The sequence below is a fragment of the Thioalkalivibrio sp. ALD1 genome (genome assembly GCF_000381245.1).
Lineage (GTDB): Bacteria > Pseudomonadota > Gammaproteobacteria > Ectothiorhodospirales > Ectothiorhodospiraceae > Thioalkalivibrio.
Map to the genome: position 1 here is coordinate 166,760 of NZ_KB906244.1, position 18,643 is coordinate 185,402.

Below are 18,643 nucleotides of genomic sequence, written 5' to 3' on the forward strand. Positions count from 1 at the left end.
ACGATGGTGCGCCGAGGCCGCCGCAAGACTTCGCCCTTTGGCACGCGCTACGCGACGCCGCGGGGAAGTGCCGCCCGCGCGCCGGCAGCACAGGCGTCCACTGGGGTGGCGTCGCAGCCTCTGGTGAGTGCGGTGCCGCCGAAGGCCGCAGCGGCACTGGAAACGCCGGCCGGGCTCAAGCCCGGGCATCCACTGGCGGATGTGGCGGATAACGAACGGCTGTATGCGTTCGAGAGCGGGTTTCGTGATCGTTTTGCGAACCTGGTGCCGGTACTGAAAGAGGTCCATGCGCTGCAGCATGAGCGGGACTTCGAGGAAAAGGCGCAGCGGATCGTCGAGGACAACCTTGGCTATCGCTTGCCGGAACGTGTCCTTGAGGATGCGTGGATCAATGATCTGGACACGCGTGAACTGTACCTGCACGGGACGTTCGAGCTGTTCGATCAGCTGGTCAACGAATACTGGGCGGGTCGGGATGACCTGGTGGACGAGGCGGAGCGCGCGATTGCGTATTTCCTCGATTGCGATTTCCACGAAGTGGACATCTCGCCCTGTTCCGATGGGCGGCTGTTGAGCCTGCGGCGCTTTATTCTGCGCCTGCCGGATCTGGCCGTTCGGGTGAAGAGTTATGCCGGGGCGCAGTTCGACATCGAGGAAGATGTGCGCCACTGGACGAAACGGGAGCTGTTGCGCTTTCGCGAAGGACGGCCGACCACGGCGGATGTGCCGAGTCGCTACCTGAAGATCGCGGCGTATCACTACAGCAGTGCGGATCCACATCACCAGGGGTGTGCGGCGCACGGCAACAGCGAACGGGATGCGGCGGATGCGGCGTTGCGGCAGCTGCGGGCGTTTCGCCAGGCGATCGAGAACACCTACTGCTGTGGGGCCTCGGTCGACACGCTGCTGATCGGCGTGGATACGGATACGGATGCAGTGAAGATCCATATTCCGGATGCCGATACGCGCATGAGTCTGTACCGCTTCGTGGACAGCGCGAAGCTGTACCGGGAGACGCAGGACCAGGATGCCCATAACGCGGAGCTGCGCGTGTATCAGGCGATCCAGGACGCGATCCACCAGCAGGGCTGGGGACACGGGAACGGGGCACCGCACGAAGGGATGCTTCGGCTGATCTCGCGGCTGCTGCTGAACAATATCTCACAGCTCGATTACGTGGCGCGCTACCACAACGGGCACTACGCCGATGTGGGCCACCGGGAGCGGGTGATCATCGTCGGCCAGGAAGTCGAGGAGATGCAGGTACGCAACTTTGCCTACTTCGCGCATCTGGAGACGATGGAAGAAGGCGCCCACGGCATGGATGTGGGGGTAAACAAGATTTTTCGGCAGTTGAATGTCGAGCGGGGCCTGCCGGTACCAGTGGTGATCCATTACCGCTACGACCGCAAGGTGCCGGGGTCGCGCGAGCGGGTCGAGGCCCGCTGCCGGCGGATTCGCGACCAGATCATGGCGCGCTACCGCGAACTGGCCGAAAAGGGCCTGATCGGGTGCCACATGGTGATTCGCGACAAGCGCAGCGGCAGCCAATTGGAACCGCTCGCCGGTTGAGCTAACGGGACACGGAATGAAAATCTGCAAGGTAGAGAAGACGCTCGTTTCGACCAACCGGATCCGGGATCTGGGCCACCGTCCCTTGCTGGTGGTGCAGGAAAAGGCCGGCGGGCCGCGCACGGTCGCGGTGGATGCGGTCGGCTGCATCCCGGGAGACTGGGTGATCGTGGTCGGATCGTCCGCGGCGCGCGAGGCGGCCGGCAGCAAGGAATACCCCAGTGACGCGACGATCGTCGGGATCATCGATTACTGGGAGGAGCAGTAGCTCCATGGAAATTATGCAGGTGCAGGACGAACTGGTGGTGACCCGTCGCGTGGACGGACTCAAGACCACGTCGCTGCGCGTGCTGGTGGATCAAAAGGGCGCGCTGAGCGTGGCCGTGGATCCGGTGGGAGCACACCCGGGCAACTGGGTGTTCACGATCTCCGGATCGGCGGCGCGTTACGCGCTCGATGACCCCAGGGTGACAACCGATCTTACGATCGGCGGCATCATCGATCACTGGGACGATGGTGGAAAGAAGGCGGAAGGGTCGAAGGACAAGGCTGGACAAGACCAGACCGATGCACAGCGCTCTGCTAGTGCCCGCAAGGCGGCTTGAGCGTCATTTTAATTGGAAAAACTGTAACTCCAGGAGAAAGAGAAATGGCAACTGAACGTTTTGGTGTGGCGCTGGGCATGATCGAGACCCGTGGTCTGGTCCCCGCGATTGAAGCCGCCGATGCGATGACCAAGGCCTCGGAAGTGCGTCTGATCGGTCGTCAGTTCGTGGGTGGTGGTTACGTGACCGTGCTGGTCCGTGGCGAGACGGGTGCCGTGAACGCCGCCGTGCGTGCCGGTGCGGATTCCTGCGAGCGTGTGGGTGACGGTCTGGTGGCCGCGCACATCATTGCCCGCGTGCATTCCGAAGTGGAAAGCATCCTGCCCGAGCAGGTTGAAAAGTAATTCATCAGTAACGCTTGATAGGAGTTGAGTAATGGCTAGCGAAAACTTTGGTGTGGCCCTCGGCATGATCGAGACCCGTGGTCTGGTGCCGGCGATTGAAGCCGCCGATGCGATGACCAAGGCCTCGGAAGTGCGCCTGATCGGTCGTCAGTTCGTCGGTGGCGGTTACGTGACCGTTCTGGTGCGCGGCGAGACCGGCGCTGTGAACGCTGCGGTGCGTGCCGGTGCGGATTCCTGCGAGCGTGTGGGTGACGGTCTGGTGGCCGCGCACATCATTGCCCGTGTGCATTCCGAGGTGGAAAACATCCTGCCGGAAAAGCCGTAAGTCCTTACGGCGGATGAACGCTGCCGCGGCCGACTGGCCCGGCAGCCCGTTTGTAGAAGAGGTTAGCAATGGCGAGCGAAATTTCTGGTGTGGCCCTGGGCATGATCGAGACCCGTGGTCTGGTGCCGGCAATTGAAGCGGCGGATGCGATGACCAAGGCCTCGGAAGTGCGCCTGATCGGTCGTCAGTTCGTCGGTGGTGGTTACGTGACCGTTCTGGTTCGTGGCGAGACGGGTGCCGTGAACGCTGCGGTGCGTGCCGGTGCGGATTCCTGCGAGCGTGTGGGTGACGGTCTGGTGGCCGCGCACATCATTGCCCGCGTCCACTCCGAAGTGGAAAGCATCCTGCCGAAGGCCCCGACCGCCGACGGCTCGGCCAGCTGAGGCAACCTCGATGGCGGATCCGCGGATCGTGGGGTACCTGAACCGCGCGGTGGCGCATGAGCTGTCCGCGGTTCAGCAGTATCTGGCCCAGGCGCGATTGACCGCGATGTGGGGCATGAGCGATGTCAGCGAGTGCCTGCGTCGGGACGCCCAGGAGGAACTGGACCATGCGGATCGTTTCATGACCCGCATGTTTCACCATGGAGTGACTCCCAACGGGAGCCAGTTGGCGCCCGTGCGTCTGGGACGCTCGATGAGGGAGTTGCAGGAACGCAACCGCGAACTCGAGATGGAGGCCGTTCGCCTGTATGACGAGGCGGCGGTGTACTGTCGACGCGTGGGTGCCGCGGCGGATGCCGAGTTGTTCGAGAGCATTCTGGAGGATGAGCTTGAGCATGTACGGGAGATCGACGCACAGGATGCGGCCGTTCGTTAAGGACGCGCCCGTCCAACGTTCTGGAGTAGTACATGGCGGATAGCGATCTCGTGGTGCCGGCCGGGTGGGAGCCGGGCAAGGGTTCCTCGGCGACCATCAGCAAGCAGTTCACCTTTGACCGCTACGGCATCACGCGGGAGTTTCTCGATCGCGTGGCCGAGTTGTCGGAGGAGGATGGCTATCATCCCAATATCAGTTTCGGTACGACGTATGTGAACATCACCATTGATGCGCGCGACGGCGACCGGATTGGCGAGGCGGATCAACGCTTTGCCCAAGCGGTGGATCGACTGGCCAGCGAGACAACTGGCTGATCGATCATCACGTCAGAGTCCAAGGAACCGGGCCGCCCGGTTCCCCAGGAGGCTAATTCGTGGGTTCCCGGGTATTCGCGGTAGTCAATCAGAAAGGGGGCACCGGCAAGACCACCCTCTCCATGAACCTCGCCGCCGGTCTGGCGCGCCGCGGCCGGACCCTGGTCGTCGATGCGGATCCGCAGGGATCCGCCGGTCAGTGGGCGCGGATGTCCTCCGACGAGCGGCCCTTTCCAGCCTCCGTGTTCGCAGTGGCGGGCCCGCTGGAACGCGAACTCAAGGCATTGCGCAAGGATTATGATCACATCGTGGTGGACTGTCCGCCAACGCTTGAGGGTGGCGCGGTGACTGCCGCACTTGCGGGATCGGATGTCGTGTTGATCCCCGTTCTCCCTTCCCCCGTCGACCTTTGGGGCAGCGTCCGGATGGGGCGCGGCCTGGAGGAGGCGCAGATGAAAAACCGTTCGCTGCGCCCCTATATCGTGGTCAACCAGCTCGAGGTCCGCAGTGCACTTTCGCGCGCGATGAAGCACGCACTGATGGAGATCGACATCCCCGCCCTGGAGCAGTCGCTGCGGCGGCGGGCCATCTACCGGCGCTCCGCGCTGGAAGGCTGTTCCGTGTATGACCTGGGCAAGCCGGGTGAACCGGCGGCCGAGGAGATCGAAGCCATCATCGAGGAGGTGTCGCAATGAGCAATCTGCAAGACAAACTGGCGGCCGGAGTGCGCAGCGCCCGAGAAGATCAGAACAAGGACAGCAGCGCGGCCGCGGACAGCGCGCCGAAGAAGGACACGAGCACGACCCCCGCGAGTGCTCAAAGCCGTCCGGCGGCGAGCACCAAGGCGGGTGCGACAAAGAAGGCCGCAGCCCCCAAGCGTTCGAGCCGCAAAACGGCGACCCGCAAGGCCTCCACGACCAAGCGCAAGGCTCCGGCCCGAAAGCCCGCGGCACAGTCCGCGCGCAAGGCGACCCCAGCCAAATCCGGTGGATCTGCTCCGAGCAGCCGGGGACGTCGGTCAGCCGAGCTGGATCCGAACAAGGCCAAGGCAACGGCCGACGAGCCGTGGAAGAATCTGCACCCGAATCGTATCTGGCCGGACTAGGGCTGGGTGGTTCGGGGCCGGGGATGGCCGGGGAAGCAGCGATCCCGGCCCCCGGCCTTTTTTGATTGAGGAGTCTGGGCAATGCAAGACGATCTGCGCGATCACCTGATCACGGAAGAGCCGTATTACCAGCCGGTCGCGGACGAGATCGAGCTGTACGAAGCGGCGTACTCGGTGCGCATGCCGATGATGCTGAAGGGACCGACGGGGTGCGGGAAGACCCGCTTCGTCGAGCACATGGCCTGGAAGCTCGGCAAGCCGCTGATCACGGTCGCCTGTAACGAGGACATGACTGCATCCGATCTGGTGGGACGCTACCTGCTGGATGCCGATGGCACGCGCTGGCAGGACGGCCCGCTGACCCTGGCCGCGCGCCATGGTGCGATCTGCTATCTCGACGAGATCGTCGAGGCCCGGCAGGACACCACGGTGGTGATCCATCCGCTGACCGACAACCGCCGTGTGCTGCCGCTGGAGAAGAAGGGCGAGATGGTCCAGGCGCACGCGGACTTCCAGGTCGTCATTTCCTACAACCCGGGTTATCAGAGCCTGATGAAGGATTTGAAACAGTCGACCAAGCAGCGCTTCGGCGCGCTGGATTTCGACTATCCGGATCACGAGACCGAGGCGAAGATCGTCGCCCACGAGGGAAAGATTAACGAGGAGATGGCCGGCAAACTGGTCAGCGTGGCCGAGCGCGCGCGCAACCTGAAGGGCCATGGTCTGGACGAGGGCATCTCCACCCGCATGCTGGTCTACGCCGCCTCGCTGATCGCCAAGGGGGTGGAGCCGCTGGGTGCGTGCCGCATGGCCCTGGTGCGCCCGATCACCGACGATCCGGACATGCGCGACGCGCTGGATTCGGCCGTCACCACGTTCTTCTAGCGCAGCTCGGGGCGCCAAACCCATGAGCATCCATCTGGAGGACTACCAGGACCTCCTTGACGATCTGGGGAACCACGCCGCGGGGGTGCTGGAAAGTTCCTGGCAGGAGGCCAGCCGCGCCTTCAGCGCCAGCGGGCTCAAGCGCTACTACCTTGAAGGTGCGCGTAGTCTCCAGGCCCTGGGGCGCGGTTCCGAGATGGTCGTGGCCTTTGTGCAGGAGGCCCCGGCACTGGCCCAGGAGCTGGGCGAGGATGCGGTTGCGGAACTGCTCAGCTCCGCGATCAAGATGTACTCCAAGACCTCCGCGGCGGTCATCACCCTGGTGATCGAGACAAGCCCGGTTGCGGCCCAGCGCTTGGGGGACTATTCGCTGTTCGAAGGTTATCTGCGCCTGCTGGACAACCTGCTGGGGCAGGCGCCGCGTGGCGTGCGTCCGATGCTGGAGCACCTGGACGAACTGCTGACCCACCTGACGCTGGGCGGGCTGAGGCGTTGGGCCTCGTGGGGTGCGCAGGCACACCGCACGGACCTGGAGGCCCAGATTGCCTACTTCGGCCTGGAGTCGCCGGAGTCACGCTCGGTGTTCCAGAAGGAGCGCCGCGGCACGCTGTTCGTGGACGTGCAGCGGCGCATCAACCTCTACTTGCGCTCGCTGTGGGCACGTGATTTCTTCATGCGCCCGACCAGTGGCGACTTCGAGTCCCGTGAGGGGTACCGCCCCTACATCGACGGCTTCACGATCTTCCTCCCGGATGCCTATGACGATGTCGAGGGCCTGACCGGGCTGGATCTCTATCGCGCGGCGGCCGCGCATGCGGCGTCGCATGTGGTGCACACTCGCGAGATGCAGCCGGAGGAAGCCCCGCGGGGCGTGGTCGGCATCCTGACCGAACTGTTCGAGGACGCGCGCGTCGAGTCCCTGGCCATCGCCGCCTTCCCGGGCCTGCGCCAGATCTGGGTGCCACTGCATACCGCCACGGCGGAGGATGGCGAGACACCGCAGGCACTGCTGGCGCGCACCGCGCGTGCCCTGCTCGATCCCGATTACCACGACCCGCATGCGTTCGTGCAGAAGGCCGTGAGTGCGTTTGCGAAGCGCCTGGACGATCTCGAGGCCGCAGGGTTGGCCCGCGAGCTGGCCGAAGCGCTGGCGCCCGAGTTCCCCGAGCAGGGCTACATGAATCCGGCCAAGGTCGCGCCGGATGTCCTCTATCGGGACGACAACCGCTATCTCTGGAACTTCGGCCGCGAGGAGGAACAGGCGGAGGTCCTGGCTGCGCATGGCTCCGGGCAGGAGCGTTTCTACGTCACCCCGATGCAGATGATCAATACGCTGGACGTGCCGAATGCCGGCGACGACGCCCAGCAGATCCTGGTGCTGGCGACCGAGTGGTTCCGCGACGGCGAAAACGAAAGCATCAACCAGCAGGAGGGCAAGGAGCCGATTTCCCTGCCGTTCCACTATCACGAGTGGGACTACCAGATGCAGTTGGAACGGCCGCACTGGGTCACGCTGCTGGAGCGGCGCCCGAAAAAGGGCGAGATCGAGGAAATCGAGGCCATCTACGACAAGCACAAGCCGCTGGTCTCGCGCCTCAAATTCCTGATCGAGGCGATGCAGCCCCAGGGCGTGCAGCGCATGCGCAAGCAGCCGGAGGGCGACGAGCTGGACGTGAACGCGCTGGTCGAGGCACAGATCGATGTCCGCATGCGGCGCCAGCCCGACGAGCGCATCTATGTGCGCAATCTGCGCCATGTGCGCGACCTGTCCGTGCTGGTGTTGCTGGATCTGTCGGAATCGACCAACGAGACGATCGGCGACGGCGAGACGACCGTGGTGCAACTGGCACGCGAGGCGGCCACGCTGCTGTCCGGTGCGATCTCGCGCATTGGCGACCCGTTCGCCATCCATGGCTTCGCCTCCGACGGGCGCCACGATGTCGAGTACTACCGCTTCAAGGATTTCGACGCCCCGTTCGACGATACCGCGAAGGCCCGCCTCGCCGGGATGCAGGGCCAGCTCTCCACCCGCATGGGGGCGGCCATCCGTCATGCCGGCCAGTTACTGCACAATCAGGGGACAGCGAAAAAGCTGTTGCTGATCATCACCGACGGCGAGCCGGCGGATACCGATGTACGCGACCCCCAGTATCTGCGCCAGGATGCGAAGCGGGCGGTGGAGGAGGTTGGGCGCAAGGGGGTGTATACCTTCTGCATGAGCCTCGATCCGAACGCCGACGAGTACGTGGAGCGGATCTTCGGGGCCCAGCACTTCATGGTGCTGGACCAGATCGACCGGCTGCCGGAGAAGCTGCCGATGCTGTACGCGGGCCTCACGCGGTAAACGATACCTCACGTATGTCCCAGTCCCCTACGCCAAAGGAGTCCGGTCTCCCGCAGGTGATGCTCAAGTCGGAGCTGCCGGCGCACCTGATCCGGCACGCCACGCTGCGTCAGCTGCAGGTGTTCGAGGCGATCGTGCGCTTGGGGAGCTTTACCCGCGCGGCGGAAGAACTGCATCTGACCCAGCCAACGGTCTCGATCCAGATCAAGAAGCTCTCCACGGCGCTGGGGCTCCCCCTGTTTGAATATGTGGGGCGCAAGGCCTTCCCGACCGAGGTCGGTCTGCTGCTGTACGACACCTGCCGCGAGATGCTCGGCGCATTGACCAATCTCGAGATGAAACTGGCCGAAATGCACGGCCTCAAGCGCGGGCGTCTGCGTCTGGCGGTGATTACCACGGCGCAGTACTTCGCGCCGAGCATCCTCGGACAGTTCGCCCGGCGGTATCCCGATATCGAGCTGTCGCTGGAGGTCAGCAACTTTGACCGGGTGCTGGAGCGGCTGTCGAACAACGACGACGACCTCTACATCATCGGGCATGTCCCCGAGCGGCTGACCGATGTCGCCGTGCACCCGTTCGCGCCCAATCCGCTGGTGGTGATGGCCAGCCGCGACCACCCGCTGGTCGGCCGGCGCAATATCCCGCTGAAGGAGCTGGAGCAGGAGACGTTCCTGATGCGCGAGCCCGGCTCGGGTATCCGCGAGGCGACGCTCAAGCTGTTCCAGGAGCACGGGATCAGCCCGCCCGTGCGCATGGAACTGGGCAGTAACGAGGCGATCAAGCAGGCAGTGATCGGTGGCCTGGGGATTGCCGTGCTGTCGCTGCACACCCTGAGCGCCGAAGGGGCCGAAGGCCCGGTGGCGCTGCTGGATGTGGAACATTTCCCCATCCATCGCCAGTGGCACATCGTCTACCCGAAGAAGAAGGTCCTGTCCGTTGTCGCCCAGACCTTTCTCGACTTCGCCATCCAGGACGAGGCCCGGGTGCGCGGGCAGGTCGAGGACCTGCTGGCCGCGTTCAAGGCCCAGGCCGGCTGAGTGGCGGCCATGACAGGCCCGGGAGGGTCCCTTGGGAAACGCTGATTGATCGGCGTTTCCCTGCGGCACGGGGATGTGCCGCCGGAATCGACCACCGTAGGCGGTTGATTCCGAAGCAAGCTGCAGACCGCGTTTGCAGCGCCGCGTGCGCTGAGAAAGCCAGGATGGCTTTATTCAGCGCTTTCTTTAAAATTCACGCTTTACCCGGCCGTCAGCGGCCCGAGTGGGAGAACACGCAGTGAGCACCGTGACCCGTCCGCGTATCAGCGGCACCCAGTTCATCAATGCCGACGAGGCGCCGCGTTCGCGCCTGAGCCTGAGCGCCTCGCACCGCGACCAGCATCACCCGGTGACCGGGACGGGCAGCGACATGCTCGCCGCCGCGATCGATACCCCGCCGAATGAGAGCTGTGTGGTCTGCGCACCCGCCACGCGCCGTCTGGCCGAGGAACTGTTCGACGCCTGGAACGACGCCCTGCAGACGGGCGATGCCCGTCGCGTGACGGAGCTCTACGCCGATGACGCGGTGCTGCTTCCGACCGTGTCCAACGTCCCGCGTACCAACCACGCCGAGATCCAGGACTACTTCGAACATTTCCTCGAGAAGAAGCCCTTCGGCACCATCAATACGCGCAATGTGAAGCTCGGGTGCAACAAGCTGACCGACGCCGGCACCTATACCTTCCGCGTGACCGACGGCAACGAGACGCAGGAAGTTCCTGCGCGCTATACCTTTGTATACGAGAACCGCGATGGGGAGTGGAAGATCGTGCATCACCACTCTTCGATGATGCCCACCGCGTAAGCCGGCAGATCCCGATGCTGCACAGGGGGGGGCAACGGCAGGCTCTAAGGGCCGCTTTCACGCTGATTCGCGTCCCCGGTTGCCGATGACAAGGCGGCTTATGGCTGCGGCCTTGGTTGCGGCCGTTCTCGTGATGCCGGGCGCCGCGTTGGCGGCGGAGTGGCAATTCCTGCTGGGTGGCTGGACCGCGCACGAGAGGGGCTCGGAACCGGCCGTGCAGGGACTGCCTGTGGGCACTTCTCGCTGGGTGAACGGTACAGGGGGCTGTCCTGCCGGGCGTTGCGGCTGGAACGAGCGCCACGATGCGCTGATCGCGATTTATCGACCGAATGATTCGCGCTGGGGCGTTGCGGGGGGAATGATGCGTGATTCGTTTGCCTATCGCGGACCGGTCGCCGGTATCACCTACACTGTTGGGACCTATCAGCGAGATGACCTCCGGGTTCGCCTGGACGGGGTCGTGGGTGCCCATTACCGACAGACGACCTGGCGTGCCGAGGACGTGCATCTCGAAGGCAATACCGCGCGGGTGAATGCATGGTCGCGTGAGACCCAGTGGACACCCCTGGCGATGCCCGCGCTCACGGTGGATTATCGCGGCGTCGGCTTCACGGGCTTCGCCATTCCTCCCTTGCGTACCTCCGGCTGGGATATACCGGGTGTGGTTGGGGTCTTCCTGTCCGTCAGCCTGGGGGGTGACTGAGGGGCCGTTTGCGCCGTTCAGTAATGACGAGCGTTTGTCCCTCGTGGGACGAGCCGCGATACTGGGCGTTCGCCACCATCGGGAGAAAGGGAATGTCCAAGCGCTCACTCGTGGCCCTGGCCGCCGCCGGCGTGGTGCTGGCCGGCGCCGGCAGCGCGCAGGCCTCCAACAGCGCCGAACTGGAACTGGACGGCGAAACCTACACCCTGGATGTTCAGATCTGTGACTTCTCCGGCGAGGCCGACGAAGGCGACCTGCAAACACTCGTTGGCGATGCCGAGACCGATGATGGCCCGATACGCGTGTTTGTCTCGCGCAATGAGGTCAGCAACATGTTGATGCATACGGTCAGCGTTCAGGTCGGGGACGTGATGTCCCCGGAAGGCGAGGTGCTGGAGGCCAACCGTAGCCGTTCCGGGGATCAGTGGTTCTCCGCCGCCGATGCTCCCTCCGAACCGCTGATCCGGATCGACGGCGCGGAGCTGGTCGCCGAGGGGCTCTTTTCCGATACCGGCATGACGCGAGATCCGGTCGAGGGCCGCCTGACCGCGACCTGCAACGACCCGGGTGCCTGAACCCGGCCGCAACGAATCGCAGGCGGCGATAGCCACCGCCGTATGCGCGGCCACGGGCGCGCGCCGAGCGATCCCCATCGAGCACGTCCAGACCCTCTGGAGTGGCTACGGCGAGATCGTCCGCTATAGCCTCGAAGGGGCGTCCGTCCCCACCGTTATCGCGAAGCACATCGTGTTCCCGGACGATCGCCGCCACCCGAGAGGGTGGTCGGGCGCGCGGGGACACGAGCGCAAGCGGCACTCCTATCAGGTCGAGATGCACTGGTACCGTGACTGGGCGAGGCGCTGCAGGGACGCCTGTCGCGTGCCGCAATGCCACCTCACGCAGGATCTGGGCGATTCCCACCTGATTGTGCTGGAGGACCTGGACGCCGCCGGTTTTCCGCTTCGCCACCATCACCTGTCGCTGGAACAGGCCGGGGTCTGCCTTGCATGGCTCGCGGCCTTTCACGCGACTTTTCTGGGTGCCAGACCCTCTGGGCTCTGGACTACGGGTACCTACTGGCACCTCGCGACGCGCCCGGACGAGTGGGCGGCCATCGCCGATCCCCGACTGCGTGACGCGGCCCCGAAGCTCGATCAGCGACTCAATGCGGCGCGCTTTCAGACGCTGGTGCATGGCGATGCCAAGGTCGCGAACTTCTGTTTCAGCGAGAGTGGCGATCGGGTGGCCGCCGTGGATTTCCAGTATGTCGGGGGTGGCTGCGGGATGAAGGACGTTGCGTATTTCATCGGCAGCTGTCTGGGCGAGGCCGATCAGGAGCGCTTCGAGAAGGACCTGCTGGAACGGTATTTCACAGCGCTGCGCTCGGAGGTTGTCACCACGCACGGAGCGGGTGTGGAACTGGACGCACTGGAGGATGAATGGCGCGAACTGTTTCCGCTGGCCCAGGCGGATTTCCAGCGTTTTCTGGCCGGCTGGAGTCCGGACCACTGGAAACGCAATGGCTACGCCGAGCACCAGACGCGCAGGGTCCTCGATTGGCTCTGATGGGGCTGCCGTCCGGGGCCGGAGACGGGAAACGTGTGGGCGGTTTCCATTTGCAGGCCGCGCGCCCACTGGCTAGTCGGGTGGTCGTTGCGGGCAGCGTGGGTGAGTGGCGCAGGAGGGACTTGGCAGGATGGCACATGCGTCCGAGCGCGTCTTCGAGCATTATGAGACCGTTGTCACGTATCTGGGCCGCAAACCATCGTGACGGCGCTTCGACCAGGAGGGGGCGACTCCGGTGAGTGGCTGAGCCTTCGACCTTGTACTCACGGCAGCTTGGCAGCCCGCATGACCGATACGTCCGAACAACACGGGAGTGTTTCTCCACACTTGGTGGTGTTCACTCGGCAGGCAGAGTTGGCCGAACAACTCGCAGTCGATCTGGCAGCTACGGCGTTTCCCGGTCTGGAGGAGTATGACGCCTCCCGGGGCGAATGGGGTCCGGTGACGGCGTTTGTAGTCGACGCCGATTCATTGAACGACGCTGCAGCGATCACCCGAACCCTGCGACAGCGCGATGACACCCGGATGCGCCTTGTCTGGCTGCATGGGGAGGCAGATGCGGAAGCGCGGGCGCTGTCCGACGGTGCGTTCAGTTCCGTTGACAATCCCCGTGAGCGTATTGGCGACTGCGCGGGCCGGCTCGAGGCGGTCAACGGGGGGCGTACACCGCGCAGCCAGGACGAAATACTGCTGGCGCTCCTGTGGAGTCACCCGGGGCTTTATCTCGTGCCGGTGCGGGACTGGCGCGCCCAGCAGCTGTATCGCTACCCGTTGCTGGAGGCGCTGATCGAAGAAGACACCCCGGAATTCTGGCTGCGTGGCCTGCGCCAGCGGCGCCTGGTGGAAGGGCTGGAACTGCTGGATCGCGTGCGTCTTTGCCCGGGCTGCAGACAGGGGCACCTGAGCTTTGTGGATGTGTGTCCGGAGTGTGATTCGCTGGATATCCGCACGGAGCCGGGGCTGCACTGCTTTTCCTGTGGGCATGTGGGTCCCCAGCGCGTGTTTCAGGATGGCGGCATGCTGCGCTGTCCCAACTGCACGGCGGTGCTGCGCCACATTGGCGAGGACTATGATCGACCGCTGGAGAACCACGTTTGTGGAAGCTGCCAGCACATGTTCATGGAAGGCCGTGTCCGGGCGCGATGTCTGGGCTGCGGTCAGGCACACGATCCTGACGATCTCGAGCCGCTGAGCGTTTACCGCTATCGCTTGTCCGAGGCGGGTCGGTTGTTGGCGCGTACCGGAGAACTGGGGGATCTGTACGGCGCCTTCGACGAGATCAACTACGTCAACCCCGAGCATTTCGAATACATTCTCGACTGGTCCCTGAAACTTCGGCGCCGCCACGGAGAGATACGGTTCGGGCTGATCCTGCTGCACATGGGCGGAATGCCCAAGGTGATTGATGCGCTGGGATACGGGCGTGGCGTGGCCCTGGTGGATTCATTTGCCGAGCGAACCAAGGCACTGGTGCGTTCCACGGACCTGATGACGCGCACGGGCGAAGATCGGATCTGGCTGTTTCTCCCACAGACCACCGCGAGTGGCGTGGATGTGCTGGCGGGGCGGCTGTCGGAGTTGCTGGAGGACATCGTGAGCGAGGCGGGCATAAAGCGCCTTGGCAGTGTTTACCACGAGTCCTCCATGGGAATGGCCGAAGCCGAAGACGCGGCAGCCGTGATGGCTCGCCTGGTGTCGCGTTCGCAATGACCGACGCGGTGCTCGATTTCCTGGCCCATGTGGTTGCCGCATTGACCGGGCTGTTCGCGGATTCGGACGCGCTGGTTCTCGCCTACATGTTCATCCCGTTCGTGCTGTTTCTGGAGCTGCCGCTGAATGTGCTGATCTGGCTTGGGGTGCTGCGCCATTACACGCGCCAGATTTATGCCGTGCCGACCTGGTATCCGTATACACCGCGCATTACCTGCATCGTGACCTGCTATGCCGAGGGGTATTCGGTCCAGGGAACCGTTCGCTCGCTGCTGGAGCAGGTCTACCCGGGACAGATCGAAATCATCGCCGTGGTGGACGGGGCCGACCAGAATCGTGAAACCCTGCAGGCGTTGCGTGCCATGGAGGCTCATGTCGATGAGTATGCGAGCCGCCGGTTGGTCATTGTGCCCAAGGTGCCACGGGGTGGTCGGGTCTCGTCGCTGAATGCCGGACTGAACCTGGCCCGTGGAGAGATTGTGATGGCGGTGGACGCCGACACATCCTTCGACAACACGATGGCCCAGCAGGCGGCTGGGCACTTTCGCGATCCCAACGTGATCGCGATGGCGGGGTCCTTGCGCGTGCGCAACTGGCGGCAAAACATGCTGACACGGTTTCAGGCGCTGGAGTACATGATCACCATTCACCTGGCAAAGGTGGGCCTGGGCGAGTTTCGCAGTATCAATAATATCTCGGGGGCGTTCGGGGTTTTTCGCACCGAGATGGTGCGCCAGATCGGGGGCTGGACCACGGGCTCGGCCGAAGACCTCGACCTGACACTGCGCCTGAAGCAGTATTTTGGCCGTCACCCGGGGTTCTACATTCCCTTCGAGCCGCGCGCGATCGGGCACACCGATGTCCCGGGCACGGTTGGGGGGTTGCTGAAGCAACGTCTACGCTGGGACGGTGATTTGTTCTACATGTACGTGCGCAAGCATCGTCATGCGTTCTCGCCCCGCCAGATGGGCTGGTGGAATCTGATCATTGGCATATGGTTCGGGATGCTGTTCCAGATGGTGATGCCGATCCTGATCGTGCTGTATACGCTATGGCTGGTCGTGGTCGCGGAGCCGAGTGTAGTGGCAGCCGCGTTCGTTGTGATCATGGGCCTTTACGCCGTATTGACCGCGTTGCTGTACATCACCGCCCTCGTGTTCATCTCGGAGCGCCGCATCACGGATCTGCGGCTGGCGTGGTTGATTCCGGTATTTCCCTTCTATGCACTGGCGGTCCGGGTCTGGTCACTGGTGGCCATCGTCAACGAATGGTGGCGCCACTCGAACCAGGAATCGTCAATGGCCCCGTGGTGGGTGCTGCGGAAGAGCAAGCGTTGATGGTGATCCGAAGCTCGGCAATTCGGGGCCTGTTGCTGGCGGGGCTGCTGCCGGTGGCAGCCGCCGCGGACAGCCTCCCGCAGTTGCTGGATGCTGCGGAGCAGGCGCCTTCGCTCCTGGCGGACCAGGCGGCGTTCGAGCGGGCCGAGGCGCTGCGTGAGCGCCGGCATCAGGAAGGTGGCTGGGAACTGTTCGGGAACGTCGGGGCGGGTACCTACCGTGAACCCGTCGTGGAGGGCATCAATCGGCGCTATCGGGGCGGGAGCGGGTCGATCGGCGTACGCCGTCCTCTTCTGGGAACGGACGAACAGCAGCGTCGAGCACAATGGCAGGCACAGGGCGAGGCCGGTGCCGCCTGGTACCGCTACGAAGAAGCGCTGCAGTCCCTTCGTCGCGATATCGCGGAAGCCTATGCACAGGTATGGCATGCGCGACAGCAACAGCGTCTGAGCCAGTCGATGCTGGCGGTTGCCCCGGAGCTGGATCGGGCCCTGGGTGAACGTCGTGACGAGCGCTTGATGCGCGAGGACGAAGTCGCCGCTTTGAAACGCATGCTGGACGGTGCGCGCCTTGATGCGGACGAGGCAGCGATGGAGGAACGCGAGGCCCGTGTCGAGCTGGAGGCCCTGCTGGGCCGGACGGTGCGCCTGGACGCGACCCCGGCATGGTTCGACCCGAGCAGGGCCTCCTGCCCGGCGCCCGACTTCGAGGCCGCGCCCGAGGTGCTGGCACTGGAAGAGGAATTGCGGGCGGCGGAGAAGCGTGAATCCCTGACACGCTTCCATGCCCTGCAATCGGATGTGCAGCTGCGCTACAACTCGACCTACGAGGATGATGTCAGTCGTCTGGGCAGCGGGCTGGAAATCGTATGGTCCGTCGCGGTCCCGCTGCGCGCGCTCAGGGGCGAAAATGCCCTTCGAAGGGAGGTCCGGGCAGAGCAGAGCCAACTGCGCTACGAGCGGGCAGCGGCCACCGATGCGGTTGCCCAGCGTCGCGAACTGGCACGGGAGCGTCTGGGCATCCACAAGCGGCGCCTCGACGCGAGCGGGCGCGATATGGAGAACGCGGCGCAGGCCCTTAAGGTCGTGCAGGAACGCGCGCAAAGCGGCACCGCAGGTTCATGGGACGAGGTCCTGTCCGCGCGTGAGGCCTTTTATCGGGCGGCTCACGGCTGGCTGGACGCGGCGCTGGGCGTGTGGCGCGCCCAGATCGGTTGCGACCGGCTGGCCAGCGATCGTCCGCAGCCGGTCAGCCGGATGAAGGACGCAAGGGGTGTACTGGAGGAAGGTTTGGTGCGCGAGTCGATGCTGCCGGGGCCCGTGCGGATCTACCTGTGGGACAGCGAGCCGGTCATTCAGGGAAGCGACCCCGACTTCTGGCCGATACTGGATCGGGCCGGGGTGGACCATGTGTGGCTTTCTCTCGACGCGGACCAGATTGCGCGTTACGCGGAACGTCCCGATGCCCTCGAGGCCCTGATGGGCCGGGCGCGTGACCGGGATGTCGAGGTGGGCCTGCTGCTCGGTGAACCGACCTGGGTTTTCCCCAAAACGCGACAGGATTTGCTCGACATCATCCGCAAACTCGAGCGGATCGGGTTTGCCGACCTGCATCTGGACATCGAGATCGATCAGCTCGACACCGAGGCTTATGGTCGAGAACGTCTGCTCGATTACTGGCTGGAGACAGTGGAGGCGGTCGCGGAGATCACCCCGTGGCCCGTTGGGCTCAGCGCACATCCGCGCGACTTCGGGCAACCGGATCGCTGTCTTGTCTGCGAATTCGAGGAAATGGGCGTGGACGAGGTGGCGTTGATGACGTACGTCACGCAAATCGACGGTATTACGCAACGACTCGAGCCGGTGCTGGATCGGGACTCCGCAGTGACGATTACGCTGGCCCAGAGTGTTGAATCGGCCCTGCCGGCCAGAAACAGCTGGTTCCATCATGGCTGGGAGCCGATGACCCGGGACCTTCGTGCCGCCATGGACGTCCTCGATGAGCCGCGCCTGCCGGTGGCCATCCAGAGCTATTCCGATCTGAAGGACATGTGGGCCGATGAAGATACGCTTTGATTCCAGCAGCCGCAGGCAGGCGAATCAGGACAGCGGACTCAAAGTGCGCTACGGGTCGGCTCGCCGTGTCGCATTCCGTTTGCGCTGGTACCTGATCCTGCTGTTGGTTGCCAGTCCTGTGCTGTACTTCCTGTACACGCTCGTGGACGACGCCCTGTCGACCGAAGTGCCGGCGCTGGTCTGGTACCCGCAGCATCAGCTCCTGGCGCAGGTGCCCGGGTTTGTCGAGTCCATTGAAGTGGAGCCCTGGGACCGTATAGCACAGGGCGATGAAGTGGTACGCCAGCACAGCCCGGAGCTGGAACGCCGCGAGCGCCAGATCGAGGATGACCTGGAGCGCCTGCGCACGCGAGCGGAGCGGACCGGTCAGGAACAGCAATCGGACCTCGAACGCCGTATCGAACTGCTGCGCGACAGCCTGAGCGAATTTCGCGCGCAGGAGCAGCGCCTGGAGGCGTTGTTCGAACGCGGCTCCGCCAACCGGGGAGAGGTGTTGCCGGTGCGCACGGAGCGGGCCCGGGTCGAGGAACGTATCGCCGAGCTTGAGGGCGATCTTGCACGTGTGCCGCGGGGAGACGCGGTGGAATCGTGGCCCGAAAGCCTGCAGCTGCGTCATGACGACTTGTTGAGCGATCAGGCGGAGGTTCGTCAGGAGCGTCGTCAACTGGTCAAGAAGGCTGATCTGGACGGGGTGGTGACGGAACTGCTGGCAGAGCCTGGCCAGTTCGTCGCGATGGGCACGCCACTGTTGCGTTACAGCGGGACGCGTCTGCGCGTAGTGGCCTATGTCGAGCCCCGCCACCTGGAGCGCCGGATCGAACGTGGGCGAGAGGTCACGCTGATCCTGCCGGACGGAGAGCGCCAGAAAGCCACGGTGACCGCAACCGTCGGGGCTGCCGACCGATTGCCGGCTGCCTTGCGTACCGGTCTCGGCAGCGCCGACAGCACGGTTCCGGTGATCGTCGAGCCGGCCACGGACTTGCCGGAGATCTGGCGAGTGGACCGCCTGCCGCTGCGTGTGAAATTCTAGAAAGCGCTGAATAATCAGCGCTTCCCTTTCCCTGGCCGTCGTCCGGCCAGTCCCTGCGCCCGAGCCG

At 64.4% G+C, this 18,643-nt stretch carries 21 protein-coding genes; all 21 read left to right on the plus strand.

The features are described 5' to 3' along the window. Positions 1-3 precede the first annotated feature (3 nt). The 21 genes from F623_RS0109530 to F623_RS0109630 all read left to right on the plus strand — a co-directional run bounded on the left by F623_RS0109530 (position 4) and on the right by F623_RS0109630 (position 18,576). A complete protein-coding gene (locus F623_RS0109530) occupies positions 4-1,572 on the plus strand; it encodes a carboxysome shell carbonic anhydrase (RefSeq protein ID WP_018868472.1) in 1,569 nt (522 codons plus the stop codon). Positions 1,573-1,588: 16 nt separating this feature from the next. Beyond that, the gene (locus F623_RS0109535) at positions 1,589-1,840 is read left to right on the plus strand and encodes a carboxysome peptide A (RefSeq protein ID WP_018861819.1); all 252 of its coding nucleotides are present in this window, start codon (positions 1,589-1,591) and stop codon (positions 1,838-1,840) included. Positions 1,841-1,844: 4 nt separating this feature from the next. Further along, positions 1,845-2,177: a carboxysome peptide B gene (locus F623_RS0109540; protein WP_018861820.1), complete on the plus strand. Its 333-nt coding sequence runs from the start codon at positions 1,845-1,847 to the stop codon at positions 2,175-2,177. A gap of 44 nt (positions 2,178-2,221) precedes the next feature. Beyond that, the gene (locus F623_RS0109545; protein WP_012982275.1) at positions 2,222-2,521 is read left to right on the plus strand and encodes a BMC domain-containing protein; all 300 of its coding nucleotides are present in this window, start codon (positions 2,222-2,224) and stop codon (positions 2,519-2,521) included. 31 nt (positions 2,522-2,552) lie between these two features. After that, positions 2,553-2,846: a BMC domain-containing protein gene (locus tag F623_RS0109550; RefSeq protein WP_012982276.1), complete on the plus strand. Its 294-nt coding sequence runs from the start codon at positions 2,553-2,555 to the stop codon at positions 2,844-2,846. Between the two features lie 68 nt (positions 2,847-2,914). Next, positions 2,915-3,229 (plus strand): BMC domain-containing protein, encoded by a 315-nt coding sequence (locus F623_RS0109555; protein ID WP_012982277.1) that lies wholly within the window; start codon positions 2,915-2,917, stop codon positions 3,227-3,229. A gap of 10 nt (positions 3,230-3,239) precedes the next feature. Further along, positions 3,240-3,665 (plus strand): bacterioferritin, encoded by a 426-nt coding sequence (locus F623_RS0109560; protein ID WP_018868471.1) that lies wholly within the window; start codon positions 3,240-3,242, stop codon positions 3,663-3,665. 32 nt (positions 3,666-3,697) lie between these two features. Further along, positions 3,698-3,979, plus strand: coding sequence for a 4a-hydroxytetrahydrobiopterin dehydratase (locus F623_RS0109565; RefSeq protein ID WP_018868470.1), 282 nt, complete (start codon positions 3,698-3,700; stop codon positions 3,977-3,979). Positions 3,980-4,038: 59 nt separating this feature from the next. Then, positions 4,039-4,674, plus strand: a complete 636-nt coding sequence (gene parA, locus F623_RS0109570; RefSeq protein ID WP_018861824.1) for a ParA family partition ATPase — start codon at positions 4,039-4,041, stop codon at positions 4,672-4,674. Then, positions 4,671-5,084 carry a hypothetical protein gene (locus F623_RS0109575; protein ID WP_018868469.1) on the plus strand — a complete coding sequence of 138 codons (414 nt, stop codon included), beginning with the start codon at positions 4,671-4,673 and terminating at the stop codon, positions 5,082-5,084. Before parA ends, F623_RS0109575 begins: the two co-directional genes overlap by 4 nt. 81 nt (positions 5,085-5,165) lie before the next feature. Next, positions 5,166-5,969, plus strand: coding sequence for a CbbQ/NirQ/NorQ/GpvN family protein (locus F623_RS0109580; protein ID WP_018138843.1), 804 nt, complete (start codon positions 5,166-5,168; stop codon positions 5,967-5,969). A 22-nt stretch (positions 5,970-5,991) separates the two neighbouring features. Then, complete coding sequence (locus tag F623_RS0109585) at positions 5,992-8,313, plus strand: nitric oxide reductase activation protein NorD (RefSeq protein WP_018868468.1); 2,322 nt, start codon at positions 5,992-5,994, stop codon at positions 8,311-8,313. A 59-nt stretch (positions 8,314-8,372) separates the two neighbouring features. Continuing rightward, the gene (locus F623_RS0109590) at positions 8,373-9,350 is read left to right on the plus strand and encodes a LysR family transcriptional regulator (RefSeq protein ID WP_018138841.1); all 978 of its coding nucleotides are present in this window, start codon (positions 8,373-8,375) and stop codon (positions 9,348-9,350) included. Between the two features lie 238 nt (positions 9,351-9,588). Next, positions 9,589-10,155, plus strand: a complete 567-nt coding sequence (locus F623_RS0109595) for an SgcJ/EcaC family oxidoreductase (protein ID WP_018861828.1) — start codon at positions 9,589-9,591, stop codon at positions 10,153-10,155. 100 nt (positions 10,156-10,255) lie between these two features. Next, on the plus strand, positions 10,256-10,858 hold the full coding sequence (locus tag F623_RS13245) for a hypothetical protein (protein ID WP_018868467.1): 603 nt from the start codon (positions 10,256-10,258) through the stop codon (positions 10,856-10,858). Positions 10,859-10,950: 92 nt separating this feature from the next. Further along, entirely contained in the window at positions 10,951-11,433 is a 483-nt protein-coding gene (locus F623_RS0109605; protein WP_018868466.1) for a hypothetical protein, read from the plus strand. Beyond that, entirely contained in the window at positions 11,426-12,424 is a 999-nt protein-coding gene (locus F623_RS0109610) for a phosphotransferase (RefSeq protein ID WP_018868465.1), read from the plus strand. The genes F623_RS0109605 and F623_RS0109610 overlap by 8 nt, the downstream gene beginning before the upstream one ends. A 285-nt stretch (positions 12,425-12,709) precedes the next feature. After that, complete coding sequence (locus tag F623_RS12895; RefSeq protein WP_231367699.1) at positions 12,710-14,134, plus strand: diguanylate cyclase domain-containing protein; 1,425 nt, start codon at positions 12,710-12,712, stop codon at positions 14,132-14,134. After that, complete coding sequence (locus tag F623_RS0109620) at positions 14,131-15,471, plus strand: glycosyltransferase (protein WP_018868463.1); 1,341 nt, start codon at positions 14,131-14,133, stop codon at positions 15,469-15,471. Before F623_RS12895 ends, F623_RS0109620 begins: the two co-directional genes overlap by 4 nt. Beyond that, complete coding sequence (locus F623_RS0109625; RefSeq protein ID WP_018868462.1) at positions 15,471-17,546, plus strand: TolC family protein; 2,076 nt, start codon at positions 15,471-15,473, stop codon at positions 17,544-17,546. Before F623_RS0109620 ends, F623_RS0109625 begins: the two co-directional genes overlap by 1 nt. Then, positions 17,530-18,576 (plus strand): HlyD family secretion protein, encoded by a 1,047-nt coding sequence (locus F623_RS0109630; RefSeq protein WP_018861835.1) that lies wholly within the window; start codon positions 17,530-17,532, stop codon positions 18,574-18,576. Before F623_RS0109625 ends, F623_RS0109630 begins: the two co-directional genes overlap by 17 nt. Positions 18,577-18,643: the final 67 nt, after the last annotated feature.

What these genes read in the sequence shown, in the direction of transcription:
- F623_RS0109530 (WP_018868472.1), top strand. Translation starts at nt 4, where the DNA reads ATGGTGCGCCGAGGCCGCCGCAAGACTTCGCCCTTTGGCACGCGCTAC.
- F623_RS0109535 (WP_018861819.1), top strand. Translation starts at nt 1,589, where the DNA reads ATGAAAATCTGCAAGGTAGAGAAGACGCTCGTTTCGACCAACCGGATC.
- F623_RS0109540 (WP_018861820.1), top strand. Translation starts at nt 1,845, where the DNA reads ATGGAAATTATGCAGGTGCAGGACGAACTGGTGGTGACCCGTCGCGTG.
- F623_RS0109545 (WP_012982275.1), top strand. Translation starts at nt 2,222, where the DNA reads ATGGCAACTGAACGTTTTGGTGTGGCGCTGGGCATGATCGAGACCCGT.
- F623_RS0109550 (WP_012982276.1), top strand. Translation starts at nt 2,553, where the DNA reads ATGGCTAGCGAAAACTTTGGTGTGGCCCTCGGCATGATCGAGACCCGT.
- F623_RS0109555 (WP_012982277.1), top strand. Translation starts at nt 2,915, where the DNA reads ATGGCGAGCGAAATTTCTGGTGTGGCCCTGGGCATGATCGAGACCCGT.
- F623_RS0109560 (WP_018868471.1), top strand. Translation starts at nt 3,240, where the DNA reads ATGGCGGATCCGCGGATCGTGGGGTACCTGAACCGCGCGGTGGCGCAT.
- F623_RS0109565 (WP_018868470.1), top strand. Translation starts at nt 3,698, where the DNA reads ATGGCGGATAGCGATCTCGTGGTGCCGGCCGGGTGGGAGCCGGGCAAG.
- F623_RS0109575 (WP_018868469.1), top strand. Translation starts at nt 4,671, where the DNA reads ATGAGCAATCTGCAAGACAAACTGGCGGCCGGAGTGCGCAGCGCCCGA.
- F623_RS0109580 (WP_018138843.1), top strand. Translation starts at nt 5,166, where the DNA reads ATGCAAGACGATCTGCGCGATCACCTGATCACGGAAGAGCCGTATTAC.
- F623_RS0109585 (WP_018868468.1), top strand. Translation starts at nt 5,992, where the DNA reads ATGAGCATCCATCTGGAGGACTACCAGGACCTCCTTGACGATCTGGGG.
- F623_RS0109590 (WP_018138841.1), top strand. Translation starts at nt 8,373, where the DNA reads ATGCTCAAGTCGGAGCTGCCGGCGCACCTGATCCGGCACGCCACGCTG.
- F623_RS13245 (WP_018868467.1), top strand. Translation starts at nt 10,256, where the DNA reads ATGGCTGCGGCCTTGGTTGCGGCCGTTCTCGTGATGCCGGGCGCCGCG.
- F623_RS0109605 (WP_018868466.1), top strand. Translation starts at nt 10,951, where the DNA reads ATGTCCAAGCGCTCACTCGTGGCCCTGGCCGCCGCCGGCGTGGTGCTG.
- F623_RS12895 (WP_231367699.1), top strand. Translation starts at nt 12,710, where the DNA reads ATGACCGATACGTCCGAACAACACGGGAGTGTTTCTCCACACTTGGTG.
- F623_RS0109620 (WP_018868463.1), top strand. Translation starts at nt 14,131, where the DNA reads ATGACCGACGCGGTGCTCGATTTCCTGGCCCATGTGGTTGCCGCATTG.
- F623_RS0109625 (WP_018868462.1), top strand. Translation starts at nt 15,471, where the DNA reads ATGGTGATCCGAAGCTCGGCAATTCGGGGCCTGTTGCTGGCGGGGCTG.
- F623_RS0109630 (WP_018861835.1), top strand. Translation starts at nt 17,530, where the DNA reads ATGAAGATACGCTTTGATTCCAGCAGCCGCAGGCAGGCGAATCAGGAC.